This window comes from Undibacterium sp. 14-3-2, assembly GCF_016595265.1.
GTDB classification, from domain to species: domain Bacteria; phylum Pseudomonadota; class Gammaproteobacteria; order Burkholderiales; family Burkholderiaceae_D; genus Undibacterium; species Undibacterium aquatile.
In genome coordinates this window covers 372859-398993 of record NZ_JAENGS010000001.1, presented here as the reverse complement: position 1 = coordinate 398993, position 26135 = coordinate 372859, and the positions used below count along the sequence as shown (strand labels likewise).

General features: G+C 49.7%; 31 protein-coding genes and 1 pseudogene. 9 read left to right on the top strand and 23 right to left on the bottom strand.

What is annotated here, in order from left to right; genetic code table 11:
• The first annotated feature begins 264 nt into the window (after positions 1-264).
• Positions 265-1962 carry a methyl-accepting chemotaxis protein gene (locus tag Undi14_RS18440; protein ID WP_200177707.1) on the top strand — a complete coding sequence of 566 codons (1698 nt, stop codon included), beginning with the start codon at positions 265-267 and terminating at the stop codon, positions 1960-1962.
• A gap of 276 nt (positions 1963-2238) precedes the next feature.
• Positions 2239-2469: pseudogene (locus Undi14_RS01795) on the top strand (ATP-binding protein); the annotation flags it as partial.
• Between the two features lie 88 nt (positions 2470-2557).
• Here the strand turns inward: Undi14_RS01795 and Undi14_RS01790 are convergent.
• Together Undi14_RS01790 and glmS are read right to left on the bottom strand one after the other, a co-directional pair.
• Entirely contained in the window at positions 2558-3514 is a 957-nt protein-coding gene (locus Undi14_RS01790) for a hypothetical protein (protein WP_200177706.1), read from the bottom strand.
• 74 nt (positions 3515-3588) lie between these two features.
• On the bottom strand, positions 3589-5406 hold the full coding sequence (gene glmS / locus Undi14_RS01785; protein ID WP_200177705.1) for a glutamine--fructose-6-phosphate transaminase (isomerizing): 1818 nt from the start codon (positions 5404-5406) through the stop codon (positions 3589-3591).
• A 160-nt stretch (positions 5407-5566) separates the two neighbouring features.
• Here glmS and Undi14_RS01780 point away from each other — a divergent pair, with 160 nt between their 5' ends.
• Entirely contained in the window at positions 5567-6028 is a 462-nt protein-coding gene (locus tag Undi14_RS01780) for an Lrp/AsnC family transcriptional regulator (RefSeq protein WP_200177704.1), read from the top strand.
• Here the strand turns inward: Undi14_RS01780 and Undi14_RS01775 are convergent.
• A complete protein-coding gene (locus Undi14_RS01775; RefSeq protein WP_200177703.1) occupies positions 6025-6786 on the bottom strand; it encodes an ABC transporter substrate-binding protein in 762 nt (253 codons plus the stop codon). The two genes, Undi14_RS01780 and Undi14_RS01775, sit on opposite strands and share 4 nt — an antisense overlap.
• Before the next feature lie 264 nt (positions 6787-7050).
• Positions 7051-7740: a Crp/Fnr family transcriptional regulator gene (locus Undi14_RS01770; RefSeq protein WP_200177702.1), complete on the bottom strand. Its 690-nt coding sequence runs from the start codon at positions 7738-7740 to the stop codon at positions 7051-7053.
• A 117-nt stretch (positions 7741-7857) separates the two neighbouring features.
• Here Undi14_RS01770 and Undi14_RS01765 point away from each other — a divergent pair, with 117 nt between their 5' ends.
• Genes Undi14_RS01765 through Undi14_RS01755 form a run of 3 tightly spaced genes read left to right on the top strand, consistent with a single transcriptional unit; the run spans position 7858 to position 10037 of the window.
• Entirely contained in the window at positions 7858-8445 is a 588-nt protein-coding gene (locus Undi14_RS01765; protein WP_200177701.1) for an HD domain-containing protein, read from the top strand.
• Positions 8446-8463: 18 nt separating this feature from the next.
• On the top strand, positions 8464-9219 hold the full coding sequence (locus Undi14_RS01760; RefSeq protein ID WP_200177700.1) for a class II aldolase/adducin family protein: 756 nt from the start codon (positions 8464-8466) through the stop codon (positions 9217-9219).
• Entirely contained in the window at positions 9216-10037 is an 822-nt protein-coding gene (locus Undi14_RS01755) for an SDR family oxidoreductase (protein WP_200177699.1), read from the top strand. The genes Undi14_RS01760 and Undi14_RS01755 overlap by 4 nt, the downstream gene beginning before the upstream one ends.
• Positions 10038-10151: 114 nt before the next feature.
• Here the strand turns inward: Undi14_RS01755 and Undi14_RS01750 are convergent, their stop codons facing one another.
• From Undi14_RS01750 to glmU, 3 genes are all read right to left on the bottom strand, one after another.
• Entirely contained in the window at positions 10152-10475 is a 324-nt protein-coding gene (locus tag Undi14_RS01750) for an AzlD domain-containing protein (protein WP_200177698.1), read from the bottom strand.
• Positions 10472-11215 (bottom strand): AzlC family ABC transporter permease, encoded by a 744-nt coding sequence (locus Undi14_RS01745; protein WP_200178165.1) that lies wholly within the window; start codon positions 11213-11215, stop codon positions 10472-10474. The genes Undi14_RS01750 and Undi14_RS01745 overlap by 4 nt, the downstream gene beginning before the upstream one ends.
• A gap of 217 nt (positions 11216-11432) precedes the next feature.
• Positions 11433-12791, bottom strand: coding sequence for a bifunctional UDP-N-acetylglucosamine diphosphorylase/glucosamine-1-phosphate N-acetyltransferase GlmU (glmU, locus tag Undi14_RS01740; protein ID WP_200177697.1), 1359 nt, complete (start codon positions 12789-12791; stop codon positions 11433-11435).
• Between the two features lie 196 nt (positions 12792-12987).
• Here glmU and Undi14_RS01735 point away from each other — a divergent pair, with 196 nt between their 5' ends.
• Entirely contained in the window at positions 12988-14370 is a 1383-nt protein-coding gene (locus tag Undi14_RS01735) for a tetratricopeptide repeat protein (protein WP_234030359.1), read from the top strand.
• Between the two features lie 36 nt (positions 14371-14406).
• Here the strand turns inward: Undi14_RS01735 and Undi14_RS01730 are convergent, their stop codons facing one another.
• The 4 genes from Undi14_RS01730 to Undi14_RS01715 all read right to left on the bottom strand — a co-directional run bounded on the left by Undi14_RS01730 (position 14407) and on the right by Undi14_RS01715 (position 17039).
• Entirely contained in the window at positions 14407-14748 is a 342-nt protein-coding gene (locus Undi14_RS01730) for a zinc ribbon domain-containing protein YjdM (RefSeq protein ID WP_186896138.1), read from the bottom strand.
• A 64-nt stretch (positions 14749-14812) separates the two neighbouring features.
• Complete coding sequence (locus Undi14_RS01725) at positions 14813-15781, bottom strand: hypothetical protein (protein ID WP_200177695.1); 969 nt, start codon at positions 15779-15781, stop codon at positions 14813-14815.
• Between the two features lie 44 nt (positions 15782-15825).
• Positions 15826-16089 carry a DUF2164 domain-containing protein gene (locus Undi14_RS01720; RefSeq protein WP_200178164.1) on the bottom strand — a complete coding sequence of 88 codons (264 nt, stop codon included), beginning with the start codon at positions 16087-16089 and terminating at the stop codon, positions 15826-15828.
• Between the two features lie 101 nt (positions 16090-16190).
• On the bottom strand, positions 16191-17039 hold the full coding sequence (locus Undi14_RS01715) for a DUF4062 domain-containing protein (protein ID WP_200177694.1): 849 nt from the start codon (positions 17037-17039) through the stop codon (positions 16191-16193).
• Positions 17040-17653: 614 nt separating this feature from the next.
• On the opposite strand from Undi14_RS01715, the gene Undi14_RS01710 reads away from it, so the two are divergent.
• Entirely contained in the window at positions 17654-18298 is a 645-nt protein-coding gene (locus Undi14_RS01710; protein ID WP_370589858.1) for a 2OG-Fe(II) oxygenase, read from the top strand.
• A gap of 81 nt (positions 18299-18379) precedes the next feature.
• Here the strand turns inward: Undi14_RS01710 and Undi14_RS01705 are convergent, their stop codons facing one another.
• From Undi14_RS01705 to Undi14_RS01660, 10 genes are all read right to left on the bottom strand, one after another.
• On the bottom strand, positions 18380-18889 hold the full coding sequence (locus tag Undi14_RS01705; protein ID WP_200177693.1) for an energy transducer TonB: 510 nt from the start codon (positions 18887-18889) through the stop codon (positions 18380-18382).
• A gap of 125 nt (positions 18890-19014) precedes the next feature.
• The gene (locus Undi14_RS01700) at positions 19015-19395 is read right to left on the bottom strand and encodes a hypothetical protein (protein WP_200177692.1); all 381 of its coding nucleotides are present in this window, start codon (positions 19393-19395) and stop codon (positions 19015-19017) included.
• Positions 19396-19439: 44 nt separating this feature from the next.
• On the bottom strand, positions 19440-19745 hold the full coding sequence (locus Undi14_RS01695) for a hypothetical protein (RefSeq protein ID WP_200177691.1): 306 nt from the start codon (positions 19743-19745) through the stop codon (positions 19440-19442).
• A 445-nt stretch (positions 19746-20190) separates the two neighbouring features.
• Complete coding sequence (locus tag Undi14_RS18490) at positions 20191-21495, bottom strand: glycosyltransferase (RefSeq protein WP_200177690.1); 1305 nt, start codon at positions 21493-21495, stop codon at positions 20191-20193.
• 138 nt (positions 21496-21633) lie between these two features.
• Positions 21634-22053: a DUF4019 domain-containing protein gene (locus Undi14_RS01685; protein ID WP_200177689.1), complete on the bottom strand. Its 420-nt coding sequence runs from the start codon at positions 22051-22053 to the stop codon at positions 21634-21636.
• A 52-nt stretch (positions 22054-22105) separates the two neighbouring features.
• Complete coding sequence (locus Undi14_RS01680; RefSeq protein ID WP_200177688.1) at positions 22106-22471, bottom strand: DUF6404 family protein; 366 nt, start codon at positions 22469-22471, stop codon at positions 22106-22108.
• 152 nt (positions 22472-22623) lie between these two features.
• Positions 22624-23004, bottom strand: a complete 381-nt coding sequence (locus Undi14_RS01675; protein WP_200177687.1) for a VOC family protein — start codon at positions 23002-23004, stop codon at positions 22624-22626.
• Between the two features lie 107 nt (positions 23005-23111).
• Entirely contained in the window at positions 23112-23327 is a 216-nt protein-coding gene (locus tag Undi14_RS01670; RefSeq protein WP_200177686.1) for a hypothetical protein, read from the bottom strand.
• On the bottom strand, positions 23324-23659 hold the full coding sequence (locus Undi14_RS01665) for a YbjQ family protein (protein ID WP_186883910.1): 336 nt from the start codon (positions 23657-23659) through the stop codon (positions 23324-23326). Before Undi14_RS01665 ends, Undi14_RS01670 begins: the two co-directional genes overlap by 4 nt.
• A 30-nt stretch (positions 23660-23689) precedes the next feature.
• Positions 23690-24079 carry a GFA family protein gene (locus tag Undi14_RS01660; RefSeq protein WP_200177685.1) on the bottom strand — a complete coding sequence of 130 codons (390 nt, stop codon included), beginning with the start codon at positions 24077-24079 and terminating at the stop codon, positions 23690-23692.
• 389 nt (positions 24080-24468) lie between these two features.
• Between Undi14_RS01660 and Undi14_RS01655 the strand changes: the two genes are divergently transcribed.
• A complete protein-coding gene (locus Undi14_RS01655; RefSeq protein ID WP_200177684.1) occupies positions 24469-25179 on the top strand; it encodes a hypothetical protein in 711 nt (236 codons plus the stop codon).
• Between the two features lie 91 nt (positions 25180-25270).
• On the opposite strand, the gene Undi14_RS01650 is transcribed toward Undi14_RS01655, so the two are convergent.
• Positions 25271-25504: a hypothetical protein gene (locus Undi14_RS01650; RefSeq protein WP_200177683.1), complete on the bottom strand. Its 234-nt coding sequence runs from the start codon at positions 25502-25504 to the stop codon at positions 25271-25273.
• Positions 25505-25558: 54 nt separating this feature from the next.
• On the bottom strand, positions 25559-26131 hold the full coding sequence (locus Undi14_RS01645; protein ID WP_200177682.1) for a hypothetical protein: 573 nt from the start codon (positions 26129-26131) through the stop codon (positions 25559-25561).
• Positions 26132-26135: the final 4 nt, after the last annotated feature.

Below are 26135 nucleotides of genomic sequence, written 5' to 3'. Positions count from 1 at the left end.
CATGTTTAATCAACTTAATCGTCGCCTGATTTAAGCAAAAACGCGACAGAGAATTAAATATAGTTAAATGATCTTCGCATTACTTTTCCTCAGAGAAATTTCTAACTAAAGTGAAGGCTAGTAGTTATATTTTTCTGCAATGACTGCTGTTTTTATTTGTATTTCTGACTCATACCGTATGCACGATTTAAGGAGCACAGTTACCTTTACTAAGTAGCTAGCGCATAGTCAGATTCCCAACGAAGATTATTAGCCGGAGTAAAAATGACCATCGCCAAACGCCTCTATATGTTAATGGCTGCAGTATTGATTAGTATCGTAATGCTGATTGGTATTGGGATTTCTCAGATCAATAAAGTGTTTGAAACGACAAATTATGTGAACGTCAATGTTGTTCCTAGTTTGATTGATCTGGGTTTGGTTAAGTCAGGAACGACGCAGAATCGTCTCCTGACCTGGCAGTTGCTGGCCGCGTCCGATCCTGCAAAAAAAGCTGAACTACAAAAGAAAATTGACGAAGCAGAGGCCGGAGTGTTCAAAGCCTTCGATAAATACGAGAAAGAAGACATTAGTAACGATAAAGATCGCGCGATGTTATCGGATGATAGAAAAGCATTTGAGGTGTACCGGCAGATCCGGAATAAGGCTGTCGAGATAGCTAACGGAGCAGGTGCGGATGAAGCTCGGGCTTATATGTTTTCTCAGCAGGCAGATGCGGGAAAGGTAGCAAAGCTGGTCGATGATCACCTTGATTACAATGTACAGATAGGAGTAAGCAGCGCTGAGGAAGCAAAAAAATCTCAGAATTCTGCTATCTGGATGTCACTCACCATTGGTGCAATCGCACTGGCAGCGATTGGACTGATGGGGATCCGTTTAGCGCGTAACATTTCGTCTTCTCTCAATTCGGCAATTGATATAGCAGAACGTGTGGCGGCCGGTGATTTGACTCAGGTGATCGAAGTCAAAGGCACCGATGAGGTTGCGAAGTTGATGATCTCCCTGAAGAACATGTCATCCAGTCTTGAGCATATTTGCACTGAGATTCGTCATAGCACTGATTCGATTGCGACTGCTTCTGGAGAGATAGCTTCCGGCAATATGGATTTGTCGTCACGTACTGAACAGCAAGCCGGTGCGCTGGAAGAAACCGCATCGTCAATGGAAGAACTGACGTCGACCGTGAAACAGAACTCAGATAATGCACGTCAGGCGAATGTCCTTGCAAGCACCGCCACAACACTGGCAACGGAAGGTGGAAATGTGGTCGGTCAGGTGGTGCATACCATGGGCGAAATCAATGAGTCTGCGAGAAAGATCGTGGACATTATCAGTGTGATCGATGGAATTGCTTTTCAGACGAATATTCTTGCGTTGAATGCGGCTGTCGAAGCTGCACGTGCCGGCGAACAGGGACGAGGCTTTGCGGTGGTGGCGTCAGAGGTGCGGAATCTGGCGCAGCGTTCCGCTTCGGCTGCGAAGGAAATTAAAGCGCTGATTGATAACTCGGTAGAAAAAGTCGATGCCGGTAGCCGCCTGGTAGATAAGGCGGGTAATACGATGTCCGAAATTGTAACGGGAATCCATAAAGTCAGTGATGTGGTGAGTGAGATCAGTAGTGCCAGCAGTGAACAGAGTGCGGGCATAGAGCAGATTAACCAGGCGGTTGTTCATATGGATGAGACCACGCAACAAAATGCAGCGCTGGTCGAAGAGGCCGCTGCAGCTGCTTCTGCGTTGCAGGATCAGGCTGAAAAACTGACAGAACTGGTTTCTTTTTTCAAGCTCAGAGAAATGGGCGGCGCGTCTAAACGCTCAGTTTCAAAGACAACACAAACGACAGCACCCGCACCGAAACCGGTAGCAAAAGCATCTGCCAAACCAGTCGCCATTGCGGCTCGCCCTGCATTGAAAACATCCGCGTCGACCAACGACTCTGGCACTGATTGGGTAGAGTTTTAATCAGTGTGAAAATACGAAATCGAGAGAGCAAGATGGATGACCCAAATCAACAAATGACAGAAAAAATGTTCTATGCTCTCTCGGCAAAATATCTCCCGATCTTGCGCGATAAATTGATTGAGATGTCTCAAGTACTTGAAGATAGACTGTTCGAGATGGATTGTGAACAGACTCAGCGCGTCAACGAAGTTGTCCACGATACTTTAGAATCGTTAAAGTTAAGAAAATAATTTTTCGGACCACAATTAATTATGCTATTTGTCAGCGGAAAGGGACTTATTGATTAAGTTCTACGAGCGCACCAGCATGATCATCACGACAAATCTGAGCTTTGCTGAATGGTCAAATGTCTTTGGAGACGCCAAGATGACCACGACCTTGCTCGATCAGGTCACGCATCATTGCCATATAGTGGAAACCGGCAACGACAGCTACCGTTTTAAAGAGAGTGCCCAGCAAACAAAAAAGGAGAGAAAAACATCCAAGTTATCCACATCCCAGACGTAAAATAGTAACGAAAAGGGTGGGTCAAAATTCAATGCAAAGCTGGGGCAGTTTTAAATGCAAATCAACTGCCCAACCCTTGAAAACACAACTACTTGTCAGAATTAAGTAGACATTGATATCCCGAAGCGATTGAATAAGCATGGTTGCGGCCAGCAAGTGCTATCACTGTACTCCCTTCAGATACTTTCGACAAAAGTAGTTGAGCATAGTGAAAATCTCTGAATGTCTTCTCACGTCTTATGATTTCGTTCGTAAATCGACCGCCAGTATCTTCCGATGATAGTAAGGGATTAAACCAAGTCGCGGGCGTTTGACGCCAATCGAAGTCAGGCCAAATCTTTCTAACTGCGACAGTTAGGTCGAAAATGTTTTTAATTGAGACAACATCGTCCAATTCCCTGGCGATTTGATTCCACATCCTAAGCTTTTCGAACGTCGCATCCTCGAGTCTCTCGCCTGAGACCCTGTGTCGATCTCTTACGAGCTGAGCCTCGCGTAGAACCAATGTGAGTATGATCTGATCCGCGGAAAAGTACTTGCGTAGATTTACATACAGTTCAATATCGCGAGGTTCCAAAGGAAGTACGGTAACCCTGCGCTCTCTCGCTATAAATCCGAGGTAGCTCGGCTCGCCGCGAGTTGCTATGATGGACTCCTTTTCTTCCGGCAACTTGCGCAAGTAGGACACGTCATTTACCTCTATGTATGACTCGCTGGGCTTCTCTTTATCGAAGGTGCTTTCGATTAAGTTGAAAAGACTGCGATCCGGCGATGTAACGTGTGGCACGCCTAAAAATATCAATTGTCCATTCGAAAGACTAGAAATCATCCGCACTTCGTAAATGTCGTCGCGTGGCTTCTGCGCACTTAGGTTTAGTGAACGTGTCCGTGCGATCGTTCCAATAGGCGCATTAACGGCGGTAGCGTTCTCCAATTGGAAACATCTTTCGAGTGCATCCGGTGCAAGCTCATGCCCCTGACTTACTTGGGCGTGCAATGGGAGACAAAACAGCAAACTACCCAACAAGCGCATTACAAATTTCATTGCGGTACCACCTTTCCTTGAATCTCTAGTGCAATTTAATACTACCTGATTAAGTCAAAATTCCCGATTTTTCCCTATTCGACCGTGACACTTTTTGCTAAATTTCTTGGCTTATCAACGTCGGTGCCGCGAGCAAGGGCGGTGTGGTAGGCGAGTAATTGTAGTGGTACGACGTGCAGGATAGCGGATAGTTGTCCGTAATGTTCAGGCAGGCGAATCACATGCACGCCTTCGCTGGAGGTGATGTGCGAATCGGCATCGGCGAATACAAACAGCTCGCCGCCACGGGCGCGAACTTCCTGCAGATTGGATTTGAGTTTTTCAATCAGTGCGTCATTCGGTGCCACTGTTACCACTGGCATTTCTTTGGTCACCAACGCCAGCGGGCCGTGTTTCAACTCACCTGCGGGATACGCTTCTGCATGAATATAAGAAATTTCCTTGAGCTTGAGTGCGCCTTCAAGCGCGATTGGATAATGCAAGCCGCGACCGAGGAAAAGGGCGTTTTCTTTTCTGGCGAATTCTTCCGACCATGCAATGATTTGCGGCTCCAGCGCAAGTACGGCACTGACAGCCAATGGCAAGTGGCGCAGCGCTTTAATATGTTCGGCCTCGTCCGCGTCACTAAGCCTGCCTTTGCTCTGAGCAAGTGTCAGCGTCAGTAAAAACAGCGCTACCAGTTGGGTTGTAAATGCTTTAGTCGATGCCACGCCAACTTCAATACCGGCACGTGTGATATACGACAAAACACACTCTCTGACCATCGCGCTGGTGGAGACATTGCAGATCGTCAGCGTGTGTTGCATCCCCAGCGAACGGGCATGTTTTAAGGCAGCCAATGTATCTGCCGTTTCACCACTCTGCGAGATAGTGACGACCAGCGAATTAGAATTCGGCACGCTGTCGCGGTAACGGTATTCGCTGGCAATTTCTACATTGACGGGGATTTTTGCAATCGACTCCAGCCAGTATTTTGCGGTAAGCCCCGCGTAATAGCTGGTGCCGCAAGCGAGTATCAGTACCGAATCAATTTGCTTGAAAACGCCGTAAGCTTTATCTCCAAATAGCTCAGGCATGATGCTGGTGACGCCTTCGAGTGTGTCACCGATAGCACGAGGCTGTTCGAATATTTCTTTTTGCATGTAATGACGATACGGGCCGAGTTCAGCCGCACCGCTGTGCGCATGAACGGTGCGCACTTCGCGTTCCGCCGCTTTGCCATGCACATCGACAATCCAGCAGCGCTGCAATTGCAGATCAACGACGTCGCCCTCTTCCAGATAAATGATCTGGTCGGTTGTTCCTGCCAGCGCCATTGCATCTGAGGCGAGAAAATTCTCACCTTTGCCGACGCCAACGATTAACGGCGAACCCTGACGTGCACCGATCACACGATGCGGCTCGTCCCGGCAAAATACCGCAATCGCGTAAGCACCCGTCAAGCGTTTCACTGCTTGCTGCACCGTCTCAAATAAATCGCCCTGATATAAATGATCAACCAGATGGGCAATGACTTCGGTATCGGTCTGGCTTTCAAAAACGTAGCCGAGTGCTTTTAATTCGGTGCGTAATTCTTCATGATTTTCGATAATGCCGTTATGCACAAGCGCAATCCGATCACGTGAAAAATGTGGGTGGGCATTGGCGGAAGAAGGCACTCCGTGGGTCGCCCAGCGCGTATGTGCGATGCCGGTAAAGCCGGATAAGCCACTCTGCTCCACCTGCGCCTGTAATTCGGCAACACGGGATGTGCTGCGTGAACGCTGCAACTGACCATCAACATGCAAGGCAATACCGCAGGAGTCATAACCACGGTATTCGAGACGCTTGAGCCCTTCAAGCAGGATAGGCGTGATGTTACGCTGAGCAACTGCACCGACGATACCGCACATAATGACCTCGTGAATCAGGAAATAAGAATGCGTCTATGCTAATGTAGTTTCAATGAATAATTATTTCAAAATTAAATAGATTATGAAATTTATTTATGTCACTATTTAATTATGACTATTTATTTCAAAACTTAAATAAATTCACTTATTTATTTCAAACATGACGATATTAGATGAGCTCGACAAACGTATTTTGCAGCAACTGCAGCGAGATGCTTCGCTGACCAATCAAGAACTGGCCGAACGGGTACACGCGTCCGCGCCGACCTGCATGCGACGGGTGAAACGCCTGATTGAGGAAGGTGTGATTGCGCGTCAGGTGGCGATTCTGACACCGGAAAAAGTAGGCGCGGGATTAACTGCGGTTGTCGAAATAACGCTGGATCATCAGGCAACAGAAAAACTGATCGAGTTTGAACAGAGGGTCGCTCTCGAGCCTGCCGTCCAACAATGCTACCGGGTGTCACCGGGGCCGGATTTTATTCTTATCATTCAAGTCGCTGACATGACCGCATATCATGCGCTGGCACATCAGTTGTTTGCGACCCAGAGCAATATCAGAAACGTCAGAAGTTTCTTTTCAATTCTGCGCAGTAAATTTGAAACCAGAATTGCAATCTAGTCAGGAATCTGACCTGATGAGCGTAAAGTATCGCGCGGACGGACACTATCTTTCAGAAATTCTTTTTTGTAATAACGCTGAAAGCCTTTCCAGATCAAACCATCACTTGCAGCACGTTCAAAAATTTCCTGTAGTGCCTGCACATCCGCAGTGCTTAATGATTTTTTAGAAAAATAGACGCCGCTTTCACCCCAGTTCAATTCTTGCAGCGGCTGATATTGCAATTTATCTTCGAGATCAGTAACGCGTTCATCAATCTGTACTGAACCGGCGAAAATCGACGGCGCCATCAGCGTGTAATCGGCCGCACCTGACTTCAACAGACGGGCAACCGAGACTGGATCAGCTTCGAAGCGGAGCCGGTTCCGCTTCTGTAATTCCTTAAGAAACGCCTGATACTTTTCTCCGTAATCAAAACCGCGTACTACTGCTATTTTTGCCGTTTTCTGCTCCAATAGCTCCTTGAAATTTTTTACAGGAATACTTTGTTCCTGAACAGAAATCAGCATTGCCCGATTAGAAACGAGTGGAATAAAAAAGCCCAGCTTATCGCGCCTGGACGTACGCGTTGCCGGTATAAGAATATCTGCATAACCATTTTCAAACATCATTTCAAGCCGGGCACGCGGCACAACTGAAAGTTCAAAATTACATTTTTCTTTTGCAGATAAATCACTCAGTATTTCAGGATACACCCCAGAAATATTTTCTCCGCTGACGATAACACTTAAACCTGTCGCAGCCAGGGGAACCTTCATAGTACGAGAACAATTGCCATATGCTGCAGAAGTACCGGCAAAAATAATCGTTAAACAAAAACACACTGTCTTGTGCAGAATTCGCATAGAAGAGCCTGTGGAAAAGCGGGATAAATATCCAAATACGAAGCTATTTTTTGTGACGTGAAATGAAAACTATAGTGCTGGATTTTACAAAGAATAACAAGGAAAACAAAACCAAAAAATATTGTTTCAATTGATTAATATAGCCTTAATTGCATTATCTTTCACTTATCTCCGGCTTTAATCTTTTTCGCACAGCGTGCTCAGTTTATCCAGCGATGAAATCCGGATAGAGCGATACCCGAGCCGGATCAATCCTACTTGCTCAAAAAATTTCAATTCCTTGGAAAGACTCTGGCGACTCATTCCCAGCATCATTGCCAGCGATTCCTGCGATACCGGAATATCCATTTTTTCTGACTCGCCTTGTTCTTTCTCGCTATTCGCCAGCAATACCAGGCGTCTGGCGACTCTCGCTCTGGCTGAACGTAAATGCGCATCTTCAACGATGCCGTACAACAAACGAATACGTTTCGCCAACATCTGAGCAACGGCCAGGGCAAAGTCTGCGCCTTGCATCAGATGATCAAAACAGGTCGGGGTCATCATCAACACTTCAGCACGCCCAATCGCCGTTGCATCATGCGTTCTCGGTTTGCCATCAATCAGGGAAATTTCACCGAACCATGTGCCAGGCTCAAGAATAGTCAGTATCGCCTCGCGCCCATCTTCACTCAAGGTCGACATTTTCAACTTGCCGCTCAGCAAAGCATAAAAACCGGCTGGCGCATCGCCCTGACGAAACAACATTTCACCAGGTTGCAGATAATGTTTCTCGCTGCAATCCAGCATTTCCTTGCGGGTCGCTGCGGGCAATGCCGCAAACCAGTCATCACCGACAAGTGAACTGAGTACAGAAGATGGTGGCATAGGCTGGATTCGTGGATAGCGGGCGCTGGATCGATACGGGTAATTGTAAAATATTTGACAGTTTGCTGCCGAGTGCGCCTGTATGGTGAGAGTACAAAAATTAAACAGGAGACAAAAATGCCTCATCGCGCTCATTTCCAGCGTATGGAAGACAGTACGCAACAAGACTGGCAACTGATAGCCGGCGAATTCATGCAATTCGCGCAGAAATTACCTGATCGCGTCATCCAGCATCTGCAATTACTCGAAGGCGATTACGGCGGGTTCCCGATTGATCGTTACACTCACTCATTACAAACCGCCACCCGCGCGATGCGCGATGGCCGTGATGAGGAATATATCTGTTGTGCTTTGTTGCATGACATCGGTGACACGCTTGGCAGTTTTAATCATCCGGATATCGCGGCGGCAATCCTGAAGCCGTTTGTCAGTGAAGAAAACCTGTGGATGGTGCAACATCACGGCATCTTTCAGGGGCATTATTTCTTTCACCATCTGAGTATGGACAGGGATATGCGTGACCAATTTCGCGGCCACCCACACTTTGAACGCACCGCTGAATTCTGCGCGCTGTATGACAACCCCTCGTTCGATCCGCACGCAGAAACGTTTCCACTGATTGAGTTCGAACCCATGCTGAAACGCTTGCTGGCACAGCCAAAAAATACGATTTACAAAGCCGCCGTTACACCTAAACACCAATAAAAATGAACAGGAGACACTATGCAAATACCTTCCCTCAAAGATAAAGTCAGCCCCGAAGAATGGCAGTTACGGGTCGATCTGGCCGCATGCTATCGCCTCGTTGCCGCTTACGGCTGGAGCGATCTGGTGTTCACACACATCAGCGCCCGCATTCCTGGACCTGAACATCATTTTCTGATCAACCCTTATGGGCTGATGTTTGATGAAATCACCGCATCCTCGCTGGTGAAAGTCGATCAGCAATGCAATAAGGTGATTGATTCACCCTTCCCCGTTAACCCTGCCGGTTTTGTGATTCACAGCGCGGTACATGCCGCGCGCGAAGACGTGCAATGCGTACTGCACACCCATACCAAAGCAGGTGTTGCGGTCAGCGCCCAGCGCTGCGGTATTTTGCCGCTGTCGCAGCAATCGACATTTGTACTCGCTTCGCTCGCGTATCACGATTACGAAGGCGTGGCTTTCCGTGAAGACGAGAAACCACGTCTGCAGGCAGATATGGGGCACGCGAATTTTCTGGTGCTGCGCAATCATGGTCTGCTCACTGTGGGTAAAAGCATTGCCGACGCGTTTCTGTCCATGTACACGTTTGAAGCCACTTGCCAGATACAACTGGCAGCGCAGGCTGGCGGCGAACTGATTCATGTCAACCCACAAATCGTGCAAGGTGTTGCGGAATCGATGCGGGTACAAACCGGTGGCCTCGGCGGCGCGTTCGTCTGGCCATCACTGATACGCAAGCTCAACCGCATGGATGAAAGTTATCAGTCATGAGCGGACAAAATAAAGTCATCATCATTACCGGTGCGTCTGATGGCATCGGTGCAGAAATTGCGAGGCAACTGGCGAAATCCGGCGGCAGCCAAACCTCACTGGTACTCGCTGCGCGTAACGAAGAAGCCTTAAAACAAGTAGCAGCAGAATGTCAGACGTATGGCAGCGTCTGTCTGGTCGTCAAAACCGATGTCGGCGTCGAAAGTGAGTGTCGCCAACTGATCGCGAAAACAGCAGAAACCTTTGGCCATATTGATGCGCTCATCAACAATGCAGGTAAATCCGCGCAAGCCTTATTCAGCGAAGTCGCTGATCTTGGCTGGTATCAGGAATTAATGCGGATTAATTTCTGGGGCAGCGTCTGGTGCACCCATGCAGCACTGCCTTACCTGAAGCAATCACGCGGGCATATCGTTGCGGTGTCCTCGCTTGCCGGACTCATAGGTGTTCCGGGTCGCACCGCGTACAGCGCCAGTAAATTTGCGATGAATGGCTTCTTCGAAAGTTTGCGCAGTGAAGTCAAAGAAGCAGGCATCAAAATTACGCTCGCCTATCCCGGTGTAGTGGCCACCCGCATACGCTATCACGGCTATAACGCGGCCGGAAATGCCGCGGGCAGCAGCGGTCTGAAAGAAGACGATGCGATGTCGATTGAAGAATGCGCACACCTGATCATTCAGGGCATGGAACATGGCAAGCGTGAAGTCGTCATGACAGGCAAAGGGAAACTCAGTCGCTGGCTGAAACTGATCGCTCCCGGTCTGGTGGAAAAGCTGGCCATGGCGGCACTGAAAAAAGAAGTACGTCCGCCGCAATAAAATAGCTTTCAACCGTCTCGCGACAGCATAAAAAAATGCCGGACAATATTCCGGCGTTTTTTATTCTGAAACTGATTTCTGCATCTGTTTTTTACGTCTATCAGACAGCACAGATTACATAGAAAACTGCCACTGAAAAAAGAAAAAACTCAGCAAACCAACAACGATCGTCAGTAATTGTCTGCGGCTCAGCACGCAAACAATAACGGCAATCAGCGATGCCAGTAATTGCGGATTCCGACTATGCAGCTCCAGCCCGTTGCCATCCGGTGCCAGTATCATCGGCGTGATAATTGCTGTCAGCACGGTTACCGGTACAAAGCTCAGTGCCAGATTCAGCCATGGTGGAAAAACAAGTCTGTCACCAAGAATAAAAAACAGGGCTTTAATCAGCACCGTCACCAGCGCCATACCACCTATCATCAGCACGTAATTCATACTGCCGCCTTCGTTCTGGCAGCGATGCGTGTCAAGGCCATGCCGACCGCGACACCGATCATTACCGCACTCAGCAAACCTAGCTTATACGGCAATCCCTGTAACAGATAAGCGCAACTACCGGCGGCCAGTGCGGCGGAAAATTGTGGAAACCGGTTGAGCTGCGGCACGATAATCGCGATGAAGGTCGCCACCATTGCATAGTCCAGACCCAGCGTCTGCAAAGCTGGGAACAAGGTGCCGAACAGTAAACCAACCAGCGTCCACAGCTGCCAGTTCGCATACATCGCCAGACCGGAACCGAGAAAATACCAGTGCGAATAGCGGCGCTCTTCGCTGCTCAATGCTTGCTGATGGTAACTGGCAACGACGGCGAATGTTTCGTCGGTCAGCAAAAAGCCCAGACACCAGCGCCAGCGGGCAGATAAATGAGCAACATGCGGCAGCAACGTCGCCGCATACAACATGTGGCGCAGATTGACGATGAATGTCGTTAACCAGATCACCAACATACCGGTATGACTAGCCACCAGGCCGGTTGCAATGAACTGACTTGATCCGGCAAATACCGACATCGACATCAGTTGCCCATGCCACGGCAGCATAGGGCTGGTGGAAATCAGCGCGCCAAAGATCATGCCAAACGGCGCGGCACCGATCAGCATCGGTATCGTGTCACGCGCACCGCGCATCAGGCTGCGGCGCTTCTGGTCGCGTATATCGGGTAAATCAAGCTGCATATCAGACATAGTCATGCTTACTCCTTTACGACGAAGTATACATGGTGAGTGCAACTTTCCTGCTTGGAATACGGTGAAATAAGGTCAAATGCGCTTGACATCAATGTCATCAATATCAGCAACGCAGGCAGAAATTCTAAGGAATAAAAAAAACCAGCCTGTTATCAGACTGGCTTCAGGCTGGCTGCATATTCAACTCTTGCGACGCAGGTGCAGCTTATTTCTTTTGCTTCACAGGGCGCTGCCAGTTTTCTATGGTGATTTGCTTCGCTCTTGAGACAGTCAGCTTTCCTTCTGGCGCATCTTTCGTCAGCGTGGTACCAGCACCCAGAGTTGCGCCTTTGCCGACGCGGACCGGCGCCACCAGTTGTGTGTCGCTGCCGATGAAGGCATCGTCTTCGATAATCGTGCGGAATTTATTCGCACCATCGTAATTACAAGTGATCGTTCCGGCACCGATATTCACGCGGCTGCCAACGGTCGCATCACCGATATATGCCAGATGATTGGCTTTGCTATGCGCCGCGATCTGGCTATTTTTGATTTCAACAAAATTCCCCACATGCACGTCTTCAGCCAGCTCAGTTCCCGGGCGCAAGCGTGCATACGGGCCGATCTGCGATTGCGCACCCACTTTGGCTTCTTCGATATGGCAAAACGCCTTAATCGTTGCACCAGCACCAATATACGCATCTTTGATCACGCAATTGGCGGCAATCGTCACGCCATCTTCGAGTGTGACATTGCCCTCAAAAACACAACCGACGTCAATGCTGACATCGCGCCCGCAGACCAGCTTGCCACGCACATCGATACGCGCCGGATCAAGCAGGGTTACTCCTTGTTCCAGCAATTGCCGTGCGATATTCGCCTGATGCACACGTTCGAGTTCAGCCAGTTGCACTTTGCTGTTCACGCCCAGAGTTTCCCAAATCGCATCAGGCTGCGCTGATACCACCGCCACACCATCAGCCACTGCACGGGCAACGATGTCGGTCAGATAGTATTCGCCCTGCGCATTGTTATTCGACAGAGTCGCCAGCCATTCTTTTAACTTGACGGTCGGAGCAATCATGATGCCGGTATTAATTTCGGTGATCTGACGTTCTTCTTCGCTTGCATCTTTTTGCTCAACAATGCGGCGTATCTCCCCATGCTCACGGACGATGCGCCCCAGACCTGTAGGATCAGTCATTTCCGCGGTCAGTATCGCCAGTTTGTCGTTGCCGGCAACGCTGATCAGACGTTGCAGGCTGGCTGCCGTCGTCAGCGGCACATCTCCATATAACACCAGCGTCGGCTGACTATCATCAAGCACAGGGATTGCCTGCGCCACCGCATGACCGGTGCCGAGTTGCGGCTCTTGTCTGGCAAAACGCAAATCATCTGCCGCGACCGCCGTCAATACCTGATCGCCGCCGTGACCGTAGATGACGCAGATAGCTCCCGCATTCAGGCTGCGCGCAGTATCGATCACATGCTTCAGCAAAGGCTTTCCGGCCACAGAGTGCAATACTTTAGGCAAGGACGATTGCATGCGTTTGCCCATACCGGCAGCGAGAATAACGACGTTCATAAGTAAGCGTGTTTGAAAAAAAGGTGAATGAAGAAATCGCGCCAGGGACGCACTAAAGCGGCGAAATTTTAACATGCGCATGATCCCGTATTCGTTGAAAACGGGCGACATCGGCAAACAGAATGGCCGAATTAATCCGCTGCGGGCTACGCACGGCGCTATGATGTCAGTTATCGACGCTCATTACTTTGCACTTATGTCTGCTCACACTCATTCCGCCGAACAGTATTTCATTGCAGCCAATCAGGCGATGGCATCAGGTGAACGAACACAGGCCGAACAGTTATTTCTGCAAGCGTTGCACGCTGATCCCGCCTGCGCTGAAGCAATGGCGAATCTCGCTTATCTGAAAACGCAGCTCCGACAATACGATGTCGCCGGAGATTACTACCGGCAAGCCCTTGGCTTATTGCCTGACAATGTGCAGATACGTCTGAACTTCGGTGCTTTGCTGATGTTGCAGTATCGCTTTGATGAGGCAGAAAAAAACTATCGGCAGGCCTTGCAGATCGCACCGGTATCGGCAGCGGGCTGGTCTAACCTTGGTGTTCTGCTGGCGAGCACGCAGCGTGAGGCCGAGGCCGAAGAATGTTATCGCAACGCATTGTTATGCGATCCGGCGTATCAAAAAGCCAGTTTCAATCTGAGTTATATCCTGCTGAAACAAGGACGTTATGAAGAAGGCTGGCAAAGGCTGGAAGCGCGTGCGCAGGATGCGGTACTAAATACGTATTTTCACTTTCCGCGCTGGCAGGGTGAAGCGCTCAGTGGTAAGCGTATTCTCATTGCATATGAAGGCGGCTTTGGCGACATGATGCAATTCTGCCGCTATGTCTGTCTGCTCAAAGCAGCAGGTGCGACCAGTGTCAGTCTGGTTTGTCATCCGCCGCTGACGCGCTTGATGCGTAGTCTGCACGATATCGATGAAATTTATTCGTATGAAGATGACGTGCCTCACAGCGGCTGGGATTACTGGGTGCTACCTATGAGCCTGCCGTTTTTGTGTCAGACCCGTTTGCATACTATTCCGGCACACCTGCCGTATCTTTATGCCGATCCGACACACTCAGTGTCATTACCCGGGCTTGCACCTGATGCTCGTTTGCGTGTCGGCCTGGTGTGGCAGGGAAATCATTTGTTTGACAACGATGCGGCGCGCTCTATCGTCACACCGGACATATTGCATCCACTGTCTGCGATCAGCGATGTGCAATTCACCAGCCTGCAAAAGGGCGCAACAGATGAGCAACTCCGCGCGTTGCAAGTGCAGTTGCCCATTATTGATGCGGCACCTTTACTGCATGACTTTGCTGATACTGCGGCGTTGATACAGCAGCTCGATCTGGTCATCAGCGTCGATACTGCGGTGGCCCATCTGACGGCGGCGATGGCGAAACCATGCTGGGTGCTGCTGCCGTATTATCAGCCAGACTGGCGCTGGCTCAGCAAGCGCACTGACAGCCCGTGGTATCCGGAAGTGATGCGTTTATTTCGCCAGCCAGCGATGCATGACTGGGCGTCTGTGATTGCTGAAGTTGTTCCTGCGCTCAACAGCTTACAAAAACAAAACCCGGCGTGATGCGATCAGCGCCGGGTTGTTTTCAGTCTCAGAAAATCAGACTTTTTTCAGATAACAAGCTTTCAGCATATAGCTGCCGCTATCTGTTTTGCAATCGACTTCATGGTCACCGCCAACGATGCGTATGCTCTTGATTTTGGTTCCCATTTTCAGTGTTGTGGAAGAACCCTTCACTTTCAGATCCTTGATCACCACCACGGCATCGCCATCAGACAAGACATTACCGTTTGAATCTTTGACGATACGTTCATCATTATCATCGGCGCTTGCTGCGGCCACCATCGGCCACTCGTGACCACAATCGGCACACACATAGTTATCGCCGTCAGGGTAAGTATTTTCCATGCCACATTGTGGGCATGCAGGTAAGCTGGACATAATTTCTTTCAACAATTGCGGATAAGTGTCCGTATTATATCCGATCAACCCCGTAAAATCGGCGTTATTGAGGTACAACAATCTCCCGTACCGAAGGATAGGCGAAGTCCACATCATGAAAACCATCGGTGCGGAAGGTCGTTTCCCAACCGCCCCAGCTCACCAGTTTGCTGTACTGACCCGTGCTTTTCCCTTCCACATCGATGTATTCGCTGAATAAGCGCCAATTGTTTTTTGGCAGGCCGGTGCTGAGATCGAAAGGGTCGGTATCGAGATACAAGCGGTGAATCACGCGTTGTGTATCATGCGGATCATTCCAGCTGATCAGCTTCATGCCTATCCAGACATTCTCCTGCAAAGCAGCGGTAAACTCGGGTTTGAGTGTCACATAATCGTAGCGCGGATGCCGCAGCTCTTTACCGAAACGCGTTACGCTGCCATGTCCTTCGGGCGATAAAGTCAGCATGACACAAGAGGCTGCATCCGGATTTTTATCGCTATGTGCACCGCCTCTGATTTTCAGCGAGATCTGCGCACGTGCCGGATCAAGTATCTGATGCACCCGCATAAAAATCGTCATTTCCTGATTTTTTAATTCTGCCGGATGGCTCAGAAAACCGCGCTGGTTTTTCCAGTTAAATTTTTGCTGACCGCCGCTGGCGTAGATATGCAAACGGCTGCTCCAGCCTTCTCCGCCGCTGGCGTAACTCAGTGAGTGCGACGGCAGATTCCAGAATTCGAGAGCACCATCCTTGCCTGCGGTCGCTTTGGTTTTTTTCTCAATAACGAAACCGCGCGTGTTGTTAGGATTCCGTTTTCCGAGCCGGAATTGCGCGCCCGGTGCCGATGGATAGAACATCAGCACATGGTCATCATCAAACAAATCGGCAATCGACGGAACCTGCGCCCCATCCGGTTTTTTATCTTCGGCCTGAATCGCAAACGGCAAAGCAAACGTCGCCGCCAGTAATAGAGAAAGAGAGCGACGGCGATGATGTCGCGGTTGATGTTGTAGTTGATGCAGCAGAGACATGTTTTTTCCTTGTGTCGATGATGCCGGTACTGCGACAGAATATATCAGCGGCGTCTGCCTTGTTTTGGCCAATATTGAAACGCTTCCTCATGAACCTCGATATCGACTTCCATCACCCGCGCCTGCAAACGTTCCTGTACATCAGCGACGGCTTTGTTATACACCAGCGGGCCGATTTCTTCGAGAAAAAAACTCAGCAAACCATCCGCTTCCAGACCGCTGACAGGTTCGGGGAAATTTTCGCGGCAATAGCGTTCTAATGAGGCAATCGCTTCTTTGCGCGATTCTTTAGCAATCTGGATAGTCATGGCAGAAAAAGAAAGAATAAAGGCAGGCAGCATACTATGCGGCCTGCCTTGCAATCAACAGCGGAGGATATCAGCGTGACACCCCTATCCAGCCCATCAAGCTATTTAACGGCACCTGTCTGCGCCTGATGGCGCTGTACCGTATCGACAATCACGAGTTCAGTTTTCCTGACTTCCTCAATCGCATCTTCGAGTGAAATTCCGGCGCCACGACGCAGCGCCGAGGCGGCCGACATCGTATTTCCCGCCAGCAGATATTCAATCACATCCTGCAACACCGCATCCGGCATTTCACGCTGAAACAGGTGCGCGACTTTCTCTTTAAAGAAGGCAAATCGCGGTGGCGTCAGCGCATAACGTTTCGATGCCGCCGTACCGGTCAGGCCTGAGGGCATCTCATTTGCTTCAACGACCGGTTCTACTACCGCATCTGCTTTCGTGCTCTCAGCAACCGCCGCAGGAGCGACTGGCGCGGGCACTGGTGCAGGTGCAAAGACACGTAATAAATCGTTTTCTAATTTAGCGACCAGATCGTCTGCCGACTCATAAAAACGCACATCCTGCGTCTGACTCAGGTGCGACTTCAATTCACTGAGATACAGCGCAGGTGTCCCGGTATCCACATGTTTAGGCAATACCAGATGCTCATCTTCATCAATAATATAAATCAGTATCGGCAGGCCAGCCGCCAATGCTGCTTCGTATTCGAGCTGCACCAGCGATTTGCCGCTTGCTGTATCCACGTTGCCATAGACCATGCCGAACACGCCCACATACGCGGACGCCTGACGCACCAAGCGCAGCCGCTCAGCAAGACCGGTTTCCGGCGCTGCCAGCACAACTCTCAACGCAGGCGAACCTGATTTCGCCTGTGACAACGCGTCAGCTATTTTATTTCTGTGTAGCGCCAGGTCAAACGGCGTCGAGCTGATAAACAGAGATGCGCTCATACAATTTCTCACCAAAAAATTTCGCAACAACGAAGGCAGACTGTTGCATATAAAAGTTGACCGGCACCGTCTCGCGACTGAAACAGATACCGACACTTGATACTAGCACGAAGGCTGAAGTGGATGAAGACAGTCCGCTTGAAATCCGACGGTAAAAAAATCTACGCAACAGGCATCCGGCCTCGCATCCGGCGAAGAAAAACAGTCTCTGATACGCGCTGAAATCGAAAATAACTCTAGGAATTTACTAAATTGGGGGAGTATGTGTATTTTTGTGCCTCATGTCCGTATAAACAAAGGCTGTTAAAAAATACTCCCCCCAGTATTTTTTTGGTCAAAAACATGCCTGACCAGGCTGGCTGGGTGGCTGGCCTCATGCTGCAGCCCACTGCGGGCCTGAGTAACAAAATTGATCATGGCAAAAACACCAAAGTGTGGCCTCACAGCAAAGAGCTGGGATCAGCCCGCGTTTGACTGACGAGCCGCGTAATGTAATCAATTCTGGTCAGGCTGCATGTTTATAGCGTACATTGAGTCACGCAAAATTCCAGCCACATCCCCTGTCTGTCCCGGGTTCATGCCTTGCCACGCAGTATTCACCCTGAAAGACATCCGTGATTGCCCTTGCACCGTACACATCCTCTTCAACGCCAGACCAACTCAACGATACTGTTCATGCCAGCCTCTGTGACAATCTGGCGCAACACGGCTGGTCGCAACACAACTTCTTTTTAACGCCAGCGCTGGCGCTGACGCTGGCGGCAGAATGTGTGGCATTACGACACAACGATCATTTGCATTCTGCGCGGGTCGGGCGTGGTGACACGCCGACACTGCAAACGACGATACGCAGTGATCAGATCGCGTGGCTGCAAGCCGGACAATCCGTCGCCTGCGATGCCTATCTGCTGCTGATGGAACAACTGCGCATGTCGCTGAATCAGAAACTGTATTTAGGATTGGAAGAATACGAGAGCCATTTTTCTTTTTATCAGCCCGGCGCTTCGTACAGCAAACACCTCGACCGCTTTCATGACGACGATGCACGTACTATTTCCGTGGTCATTTATCTCAATCAAGACTGGCAAACAGAACATGGCGGCGCGTTGCGCCTGCATCCGCAAAATCTACCGACACAAGATATCTCGCCCATCGCTTGCCGCATGGTCGTTTTTCTATCCGCAGAAATGCTGCACGAAGTGTTGCCCACCACCCGCAACCGCATGTCGCTGACTGGGTGGTTCCGGCGGCGTGACTGATGTTGGATAGACAGATTTTATGTTTTCCACCTGCATGGTTGCTTGCTTATTATTTCTGAGCTGATAGCAATCAAGAGCACATCACTCAAACGACAACCGGACAGGAAAATCCATGACACAGACTTTCCCTCCGCATTTTGCTGGTTTAAAACGTATCAGGTACAAGAGATTTGCCGCGAATCTGGTCATTTCCGGGCTAGGCGACTGCAAAAGTTTAACCTCCTGAACCGCTCCCTCAGCGTCCACAGTGGCTAACATGCTGAGCTGTCCGCGGTCATACAACTTATTATGTGCTTCCCGCAAGGGGTCATAGATCATCTGCAGGCCTTTCAGCGGGAACGGAGGTTCATCACCCTCTGCAATATGCTCATACAAAGAATTTAGTTGTGCTCTGTCGGCTGCGGGTAGCTTCTCAAACGGCAAATTCATCGCTATCTTAAAACCAGTGACCTGGTCACGCCGGATATTAGAACCTGTACGCACTTCATCTTTTATGGTGTATTGAGGTTTCACTTCCTGCGCCAATCCAAGAGAAGATGCCAGTAGCATAGGCAACAGCGCAAAGATAGCGTGTCTGGAATTGTGGCTCATATGAATTCTGATTAGTCTAAAGTATTAAATTATAACTATTATCAGAATGAAAATATGAGCGCATGGTATTTTTTCATGCATTTACTACAACCTATACAGCAGTAAAATGCACGGTATATCGATGCTCAGCGTAACATTGAATAAGAAAGCACGGAAGCGAACGCCTTACCCAAAAGGCCTCCGATCAGACTTCCGGCAATCAAACTGCCACTGAAGACTGCAGCAATCCCAAGCGCTAAGCCAACCGGAACAATACCTGTACCCCATCCCACAGCCGATCCCGCGATATCACCCAAGGCACCGCCAAGATTGCCGCCGACCACCAATGCAAAAAAAACTGATGGTAATAAAATTATCAATGCTCCGATGACTGCCCCCGCCATTGCAAAATGGGGTGGCGTGAATAACTGAGGCCAAACAAGAACGAGTGACTTGCAGGCCATATAAGCACACAAGCCACCACCAACGATACCCAGCGCTGTCGCCAACATCATGATGTTTTCCATATCTGCTTCCTTCCTTGTTTTACATATGTAAAAACTCAAGCCGCTCAATTGTTCTGGCTGTTCGCAGCAACTGCCGCTTTTTGTAACTCGTCCTCGATATTGCAGCCTGGTACTGCCTCAGTCTTATCCACGACGAGCGACCAATCTGCATCCATAGGTAATTGTCGTCTGGCCGCGAGGAAGTAGCGAGTACATGGCTCAACCTTCAATGCAAACGACTTCTGTACACCGTTTCTTGCACCGGAACCTGGCGCAGCCTCGAACACGATAGAGCGTGATCCCGGAGATATCTGAATCGGTTTGCTGGGGCGGGCGAACTGAATGCTCCCGTCCACTGAAACGATGCGCACGGGGTAAAGCGTAAAATCTGTCAGAGTTTGCGGCGTTCCCTGGATAAAAGAAAGTGGAGCAGAAACGCAAGCGGTCAAATTAGTCACTGCGACAAATACTAACGGCAGTAACCCTGTATGAAAATGTCTGCTCATGTGATTCTTCCAATGACTAAAATATCGTTTGTCGGGCACAGTAAAAAATCAATTAATCAAGACAACTCTTTGTCATTTCCCCATGTCCGCCATGATCTTGTCGATTCAGATCATTTACAAAGAATGCATTCCCAGTTAATTCTGAGTAAGGAATTTAAAAGAAAAAAATGAAATTTCGTCGCATACAAAAATAGGCGTCACGCCGACGATGGGATCGAACAACTTCAAAAATTGCCTCACTAAAAATATAGAAAAATTAATATTATGTTTTTTTAAGCTACAGGCCACTTTTTTTTCACGACCAAAAATGTCAGTCATTCTTTTTCAGAGAACGACCACCATTACCAATAGCAAGTAACTGGCGCTCGATTTCTTTGCAAAAGGCAGTGGCATCAAATGCGGGGGTGAAACGTGAGGCAACGGTGGCGCACTGCGCCCGCACGGTATCAGAGGTACATAGATGGTGCAGGCTGCGGGCCAATTTGCGAGGTCGTAAGCGTTTCGCAGGAATCACCTGGCCAACGCCGATCGCGGCAATGCGGGCACCGTTATCAAACTGATCCCAGGCAAACGGAACAACGAGTTGCGGGATACCTGCGCGCAGCGCTTCAGCGGTAGTGCCAATGCCGCCATGATGTACAAGTGCGGCGACATGCGGCAGCAACGCCTTCAGCGGTACATACGCCTGCCAGATGGCAGAGGCAGGCAGCTTCGATGGTATTTGTGCCTGCTCGCGCGTCAGAAAAATCGCACGCCGACCAGCGCTTTGTGTCGCCGCCAGTGCATGCCGGAAAAAATCCACCGCATGGAGATTGCCCGTGCCCGGCGTGAACACTACCGGTTTTTCACCTGCAGCGAGAAAGGCAGATAAATCCGACGACAAAGCATCTTGTTTGCTGCTTTCAAATAATTGGAAATCGCCTTCAAGCAAGGGACGCGGCCAATCAGGCATCGTTGGTGCAAACCACGATGGAAAAAGCGTTACCGCCAGATCCGGCGTCTGGCTGATATGCGTCAGAAAAGAATCAACTGCTGGTAACCCCAAAGGCAGGCGTACCGCATTGATGTGACCCAGTGCAACCGGGTCTACCCATTTCTTTTCTACCAGATGCCAGAGCGCACGTCGCCAGCTCATCGGTACCCAGCGTGGCACCGAGACATCACCGATATGCAGCGGGTCGTGGCAAGTCCGCAGATTCGACGGCGCCAGATAAGCTGCGGCAACAGATGTCACCAAACCCAACTCACGGGCGATGATGGCAGCGGGAACTGCGAATGGATGAGCGATCACCATTTTCGGTGCGGCAGTGGAAATCGATCGTATGCTGGCGATAGTCTGCTGCAGACCTTCGCCATAATTCGCCATCAATGCCGCAAGACCTTTGCGCGGATTCCAGATATCCGGATTGCGGAGGATGCGCAGAAATTCCTCGTCTGTGCCAACGCCGATAAACGCCAGTCCCGCATCCCGCACCATGTTCTCATAATAAGAATGGCTGACGAAGGTCACCTGCCGCCCAAGCGATTGCAAGGTTTGCGCAATGCGCATCATCGGATGCAGATCACCGTTGGTGCCAACCGTGATGACAATGTAGTGCGGCGTGGTTTCAGACACAGCGGCAGACTTTCAGGTAAATGCCAACAAACAGCAAACGATTTTTTACGGCACAAACGGACTCTTTTGCCGTACACGGAAAATGAATACGTCAGAAAGCGCCCAACTGGTTCAAGACTGTCGCGCCGTCAACGAACCTTAGTGAACGAAGTAGCCAGTGACGCGCCAGGTTCCGTCTTTGTCTTTCATCGGCGTCACAACCTCAATTGCCCCATTCTTATTCTCGAATGTGGTTTCAAATTGCACGGTCACATACTCGCCCTCTGGTGCACCTTGAATATTTTTTTTGTAATCAGCCGATTTGACTTTGCGAAATTTCGCCGCACCCAAAGGGCTGCGGATACCTTGTATCGCATCAAGCCACTTCGATTTTTCGACCATTCCCTTAAACACGCTCCCGGCCTGATCCCAACTCGCGGCGTAATCACCGCCATCGACCACCTCAAGCCACTGCGTTGCTGCTGTCTGAGCCAGAGCAACGCTATCGGTCTTCTGCGCATACACCGACGACAAGGACAACATGCCGACAGCAAAAGCGGCAACGGTAATGAATTTCATAAAGACTCCTGACATTGATAAAAACGATCTGACGTTTGCTGGTGTGTGCTGATCAGTTCCCTGAGGTGACACCAATTTCTTCCCATCTTGGCAGTTGGTATTTACGGCGCCCAATCGCGTAGTAGCTTGCCATAAAAAAACCAAAGCAACACCCGGCAATCGCTGCACCAAACGGAACAGACGATAATAAAAAGAGTGGTCGATATAACGTTGCTAGCCACATAAACAGCCCCAGCATCACACCAAAATAGACTCCGGAAATAAAAAATACTGGCCAGAATCGCGCAAAATGTGGCGGCGGACAATCAATACCCATACGCCACAGCAGCCGGACTGCCGGAGGCGAGTAATTCGACACCTGCATCCCCGTTTTACTCAGTATCTGCAGCGCCAGCTCCCGGCGGGATAATGTACTCATTTTAAACGCCCTTGTTTCTACCAAAACTCAAACAAACAAGCTAACAGAACGCAGCGTCATCAGCAATGACACCAGACACAAGCACGCTTCTTGTACTTTGTACGCCCGATATACGAAAACATCCATTCCAATATCAGTTCAGATGGCAGTTCTCAAAGATAGTTCGAGACTTCGATCAGATTTTGATCAGGATCGCGGAAATACACCGAAACGATAGGCCCCGTTGCACCGGTTCTTTGTATCGGCCCCTCGGTCACTTTTACTCCGGCAGCCTCAAGTTCGCTGACGACTTGATTGAGCGGCGTTTCACTGATCAGACAAAGATCGACGGAGCCAGGTGTCGGCCTCGATGCTTTCGGCTCAAATTCTTTCCCGGCCTGATGCAGATTCAATTTTTGCTGACCAAACGTGAGCGCTTTCCGGCCTTCGCCAAACGTCACCACGTCCATACCAAGCACCTGCGAATAAAACTGACACGTGACATCAATGTCAGCAACCGTCAGAACGATATGATCAATGCGGGAAATTTTCATGTCATACAAGCTTGAAATAAAAAAAACATACTACGTGATAGATAGGCGAGCGAATAATGAGCCCGCAGGAAATCCGCATGTCAGCGCCGCAAACTCACGCTGTCATCTCAATCGTCGAGACGATCACCACTGAGCTGGCGTTTGTAATCCTTATATTCTTTGCGCGTAAACCAGATCGCAAACAGCACGACAAATACCGCCAGCAGGGTAATTTCAAGTTTCAGGAACAATTCATGGCTCCAGGGTGCAAACCACATTTGCAGCAAAGCGAGAAAAACACCGGTAATAAACAGCACCATACCGGCCAGAATAAGTCTTTTCATTTTTGCTTGCGCTCCACAATCACCGCTGTACCGTAGCACAAAACCTCGGTCACACCGCGCATCACTTCAGTTGCATCATATTTCATACCGACAATGGCATTGGCACCATTTTTTTCGGCTTGAGTACACATAATCCGGTAAGCGTCTTTGCGCGCCTGCTCGCACATATTCGTATAAATCGTGATGTTGCCACCGACGATCGTCTGCAAACCGCCGAAGAAAGAACCGACGATAGAGCGTGAACGCACGACGATGCCACGCACGATGCCGACGTTTTCCTTAATCTCATAACCGGGCAATTCCAGCGTCGAGGTAATCATTTTTGCGTCCATATTTTCCTTTTATTAAATTCGTTGTTGCGATCAAAACCAGTAGTCGCCAACGCAGCGTCCGTCTCGCGGTAAATCATCGAAAGTATCCAGGCCATCAAAGTGATCAATCGGAATGTTAGCGATCGGTGCTGGTTCAGTCAGACGTAAATTGACAGCGACACGGCGGCGGCCATCTTCTTCAGGAATACGCGCCAGCCAGTATGCGACGCAGCCGCAATGAGCGCAAAAGTGAAATTCAATCGCCCGCCCGCGGATATATGCGATGGTTGGTCCGTGAACACGTATGCCCTCATCAATAAAATCATATGCCCACAAAGCACCATACCGCCGGCATACAGTGCAATTGCATGCAGTCGCCCCTTCCGGCATACCGCGAAATTCCCAACTGACAGCACCACAATGACAGTTACCTTTTAACATGGAGTCATCCTTTCAGAGCTTGCGGGTTAAGGCGATTAAGGCGGTTACGTAGTTACGGTGGTCAGATTAGCTGACCCAGGCTTAATACATACTCCCCCGTGTATATTTTAAAGCCCTTTAAATTCATGGACGTCAGCGCCTTTTATGTTAAAAGTGGGGGGAGTATGTGTATTTCCGGCGCTATTCCTTTTACGTATGTGCAGGTACAGCATCTATGGTAAATCAATATTCCCCAGCAACGCCAACAGCATTTTTAAGACGTTTCCCGGTGATATGCTTCGCTGATTGTATGCGTCCGCTGCAATGCGCTGTGCCGAACGTGGCTATAATCGGCCCCCGTTCATGCTGACGCCCAACCTGACATTTCTACATCCGACAAAGATGATTTTATGAGTAATACCGAATTAGCCTATCGAGCGACACTTGCCGAAGCCTGCGACTGGTTGCAACAGCAAACTGGCAATGCATGGAATCTGCCAGCCTTAATCACCCACGGCGTCACGCCTTATGTCTGGCTTGATTACTCAGATCAACATCCTGAACTATTTGGCGACGCCACAGGTGGTTACGCCGCGCCGATATTTTTCCAGGACGATACCCAACGCCTGGCGGCGGGCAGTGCCGATGTGCTGATCACCATGACCAAAGACGCAGACAAGATTGCGATTCAATTACCACCACCGGGCATACGCGCACCACTGCACGACTTGCGTTTTTTGCGTAAAGACTTAAGCCGTCTGGTGGCACAATTAAAGACCGCTACCTTGCCTGTCAAAGAAGAAAAAGTAACGGTATCTGAATCACAATCAGGCATAGATAAGGCGCAGGTCTTGCTGGCTTTTGGTCATCTGGTCAAAATCAATATGGAAAAAGCCCTGCTCAGCGGCGAAGCGATTTTTGGTGACGAGGGTGCGCGCGTCAAAAGCAGCGCCAAAGGTGCTAAAAACAAATGGCGCTGGAATCCAGTCACTCTGGCATTGGGTTTGAATGATGTCTATCGCGTTCCTATGCCGCGCCTGAAACGCACATTTGCAGAGCACGATTTCTTGATACCATGGATAGCACAGTGGAATGAAACCTTAGCGATTTTAGGTGAATGAGGACACAGAAAAATCCGCATTCTCTTGCGGCAAAATTCTGATGCAAGACAAATGAGCGGGTAATCGTCACCTGAACTTATCAGCGTATTCGTTATTCCACAAAATGGCGGATCAGGCGCTTGATCACCCCTATCACCACTACCCCCATCCCCAGCATCATTCCCATCACCATCAGCAGCCCCAGACCAATGGGATTGCCGTCAGCCGGCCCAAAAATAATATACAACTGCAGCGGCAGATAGCCCGCCACTGCAATGAGAATACCTACAATCAGAAATTTCGATAAAGGCCAGCTCCCGTCATCTATCATTTTTTTATCCGCCATCTCAGAGACTTCCGAGGTCAGTTCACGACAAGCAGCCAGCCTGCTATCGCGCCGTTAATGTGCCGCCGTTGGATCAGCTTGCGCAGAAGAATGGAATAACAACGCAGAAACAGCGCTAGCCCAAAGAATCAGACCCGCGCCCAGACAGCCGACCGGATCAGCAGCGCCACTCTGCGCAAGCTGCGGATACGCCAATGCCCAAACCATCATCGCAACACCAATCACCGTATGTCGCCTGCTGTGAAACACTTTGGCCAGTGGGATGAAATGCGCACCGACAATAAAAATAAAGGCAGGCACAAACCATTCAGGGTGCCCGATATTCTTCGCAATATTCGCGGCCAAAAAAATGGCAACGCCCTGAGCAATATTGACGATGTTAAAAATGCGCTGCTCTTTTTTATTTTCAGGTGACTCAGCAGCGGCCGCATGCGCTTTGCGATTGCGCCGGTACTGCCGGAAAGCCGCAAAAAACAAAGCCAGCCCCATGCAGCTAATCAACGCCCACGACACAGCAGCCTGTGCAAAACTTCTGGCAGCCCAGAAAAACAACCAGCCTGAGCCGAAGACCGAAAAAATCATGGCACCGATAGCTGCGCCAGCGCGAGAAGCAGATTGTTTTTCCATGACG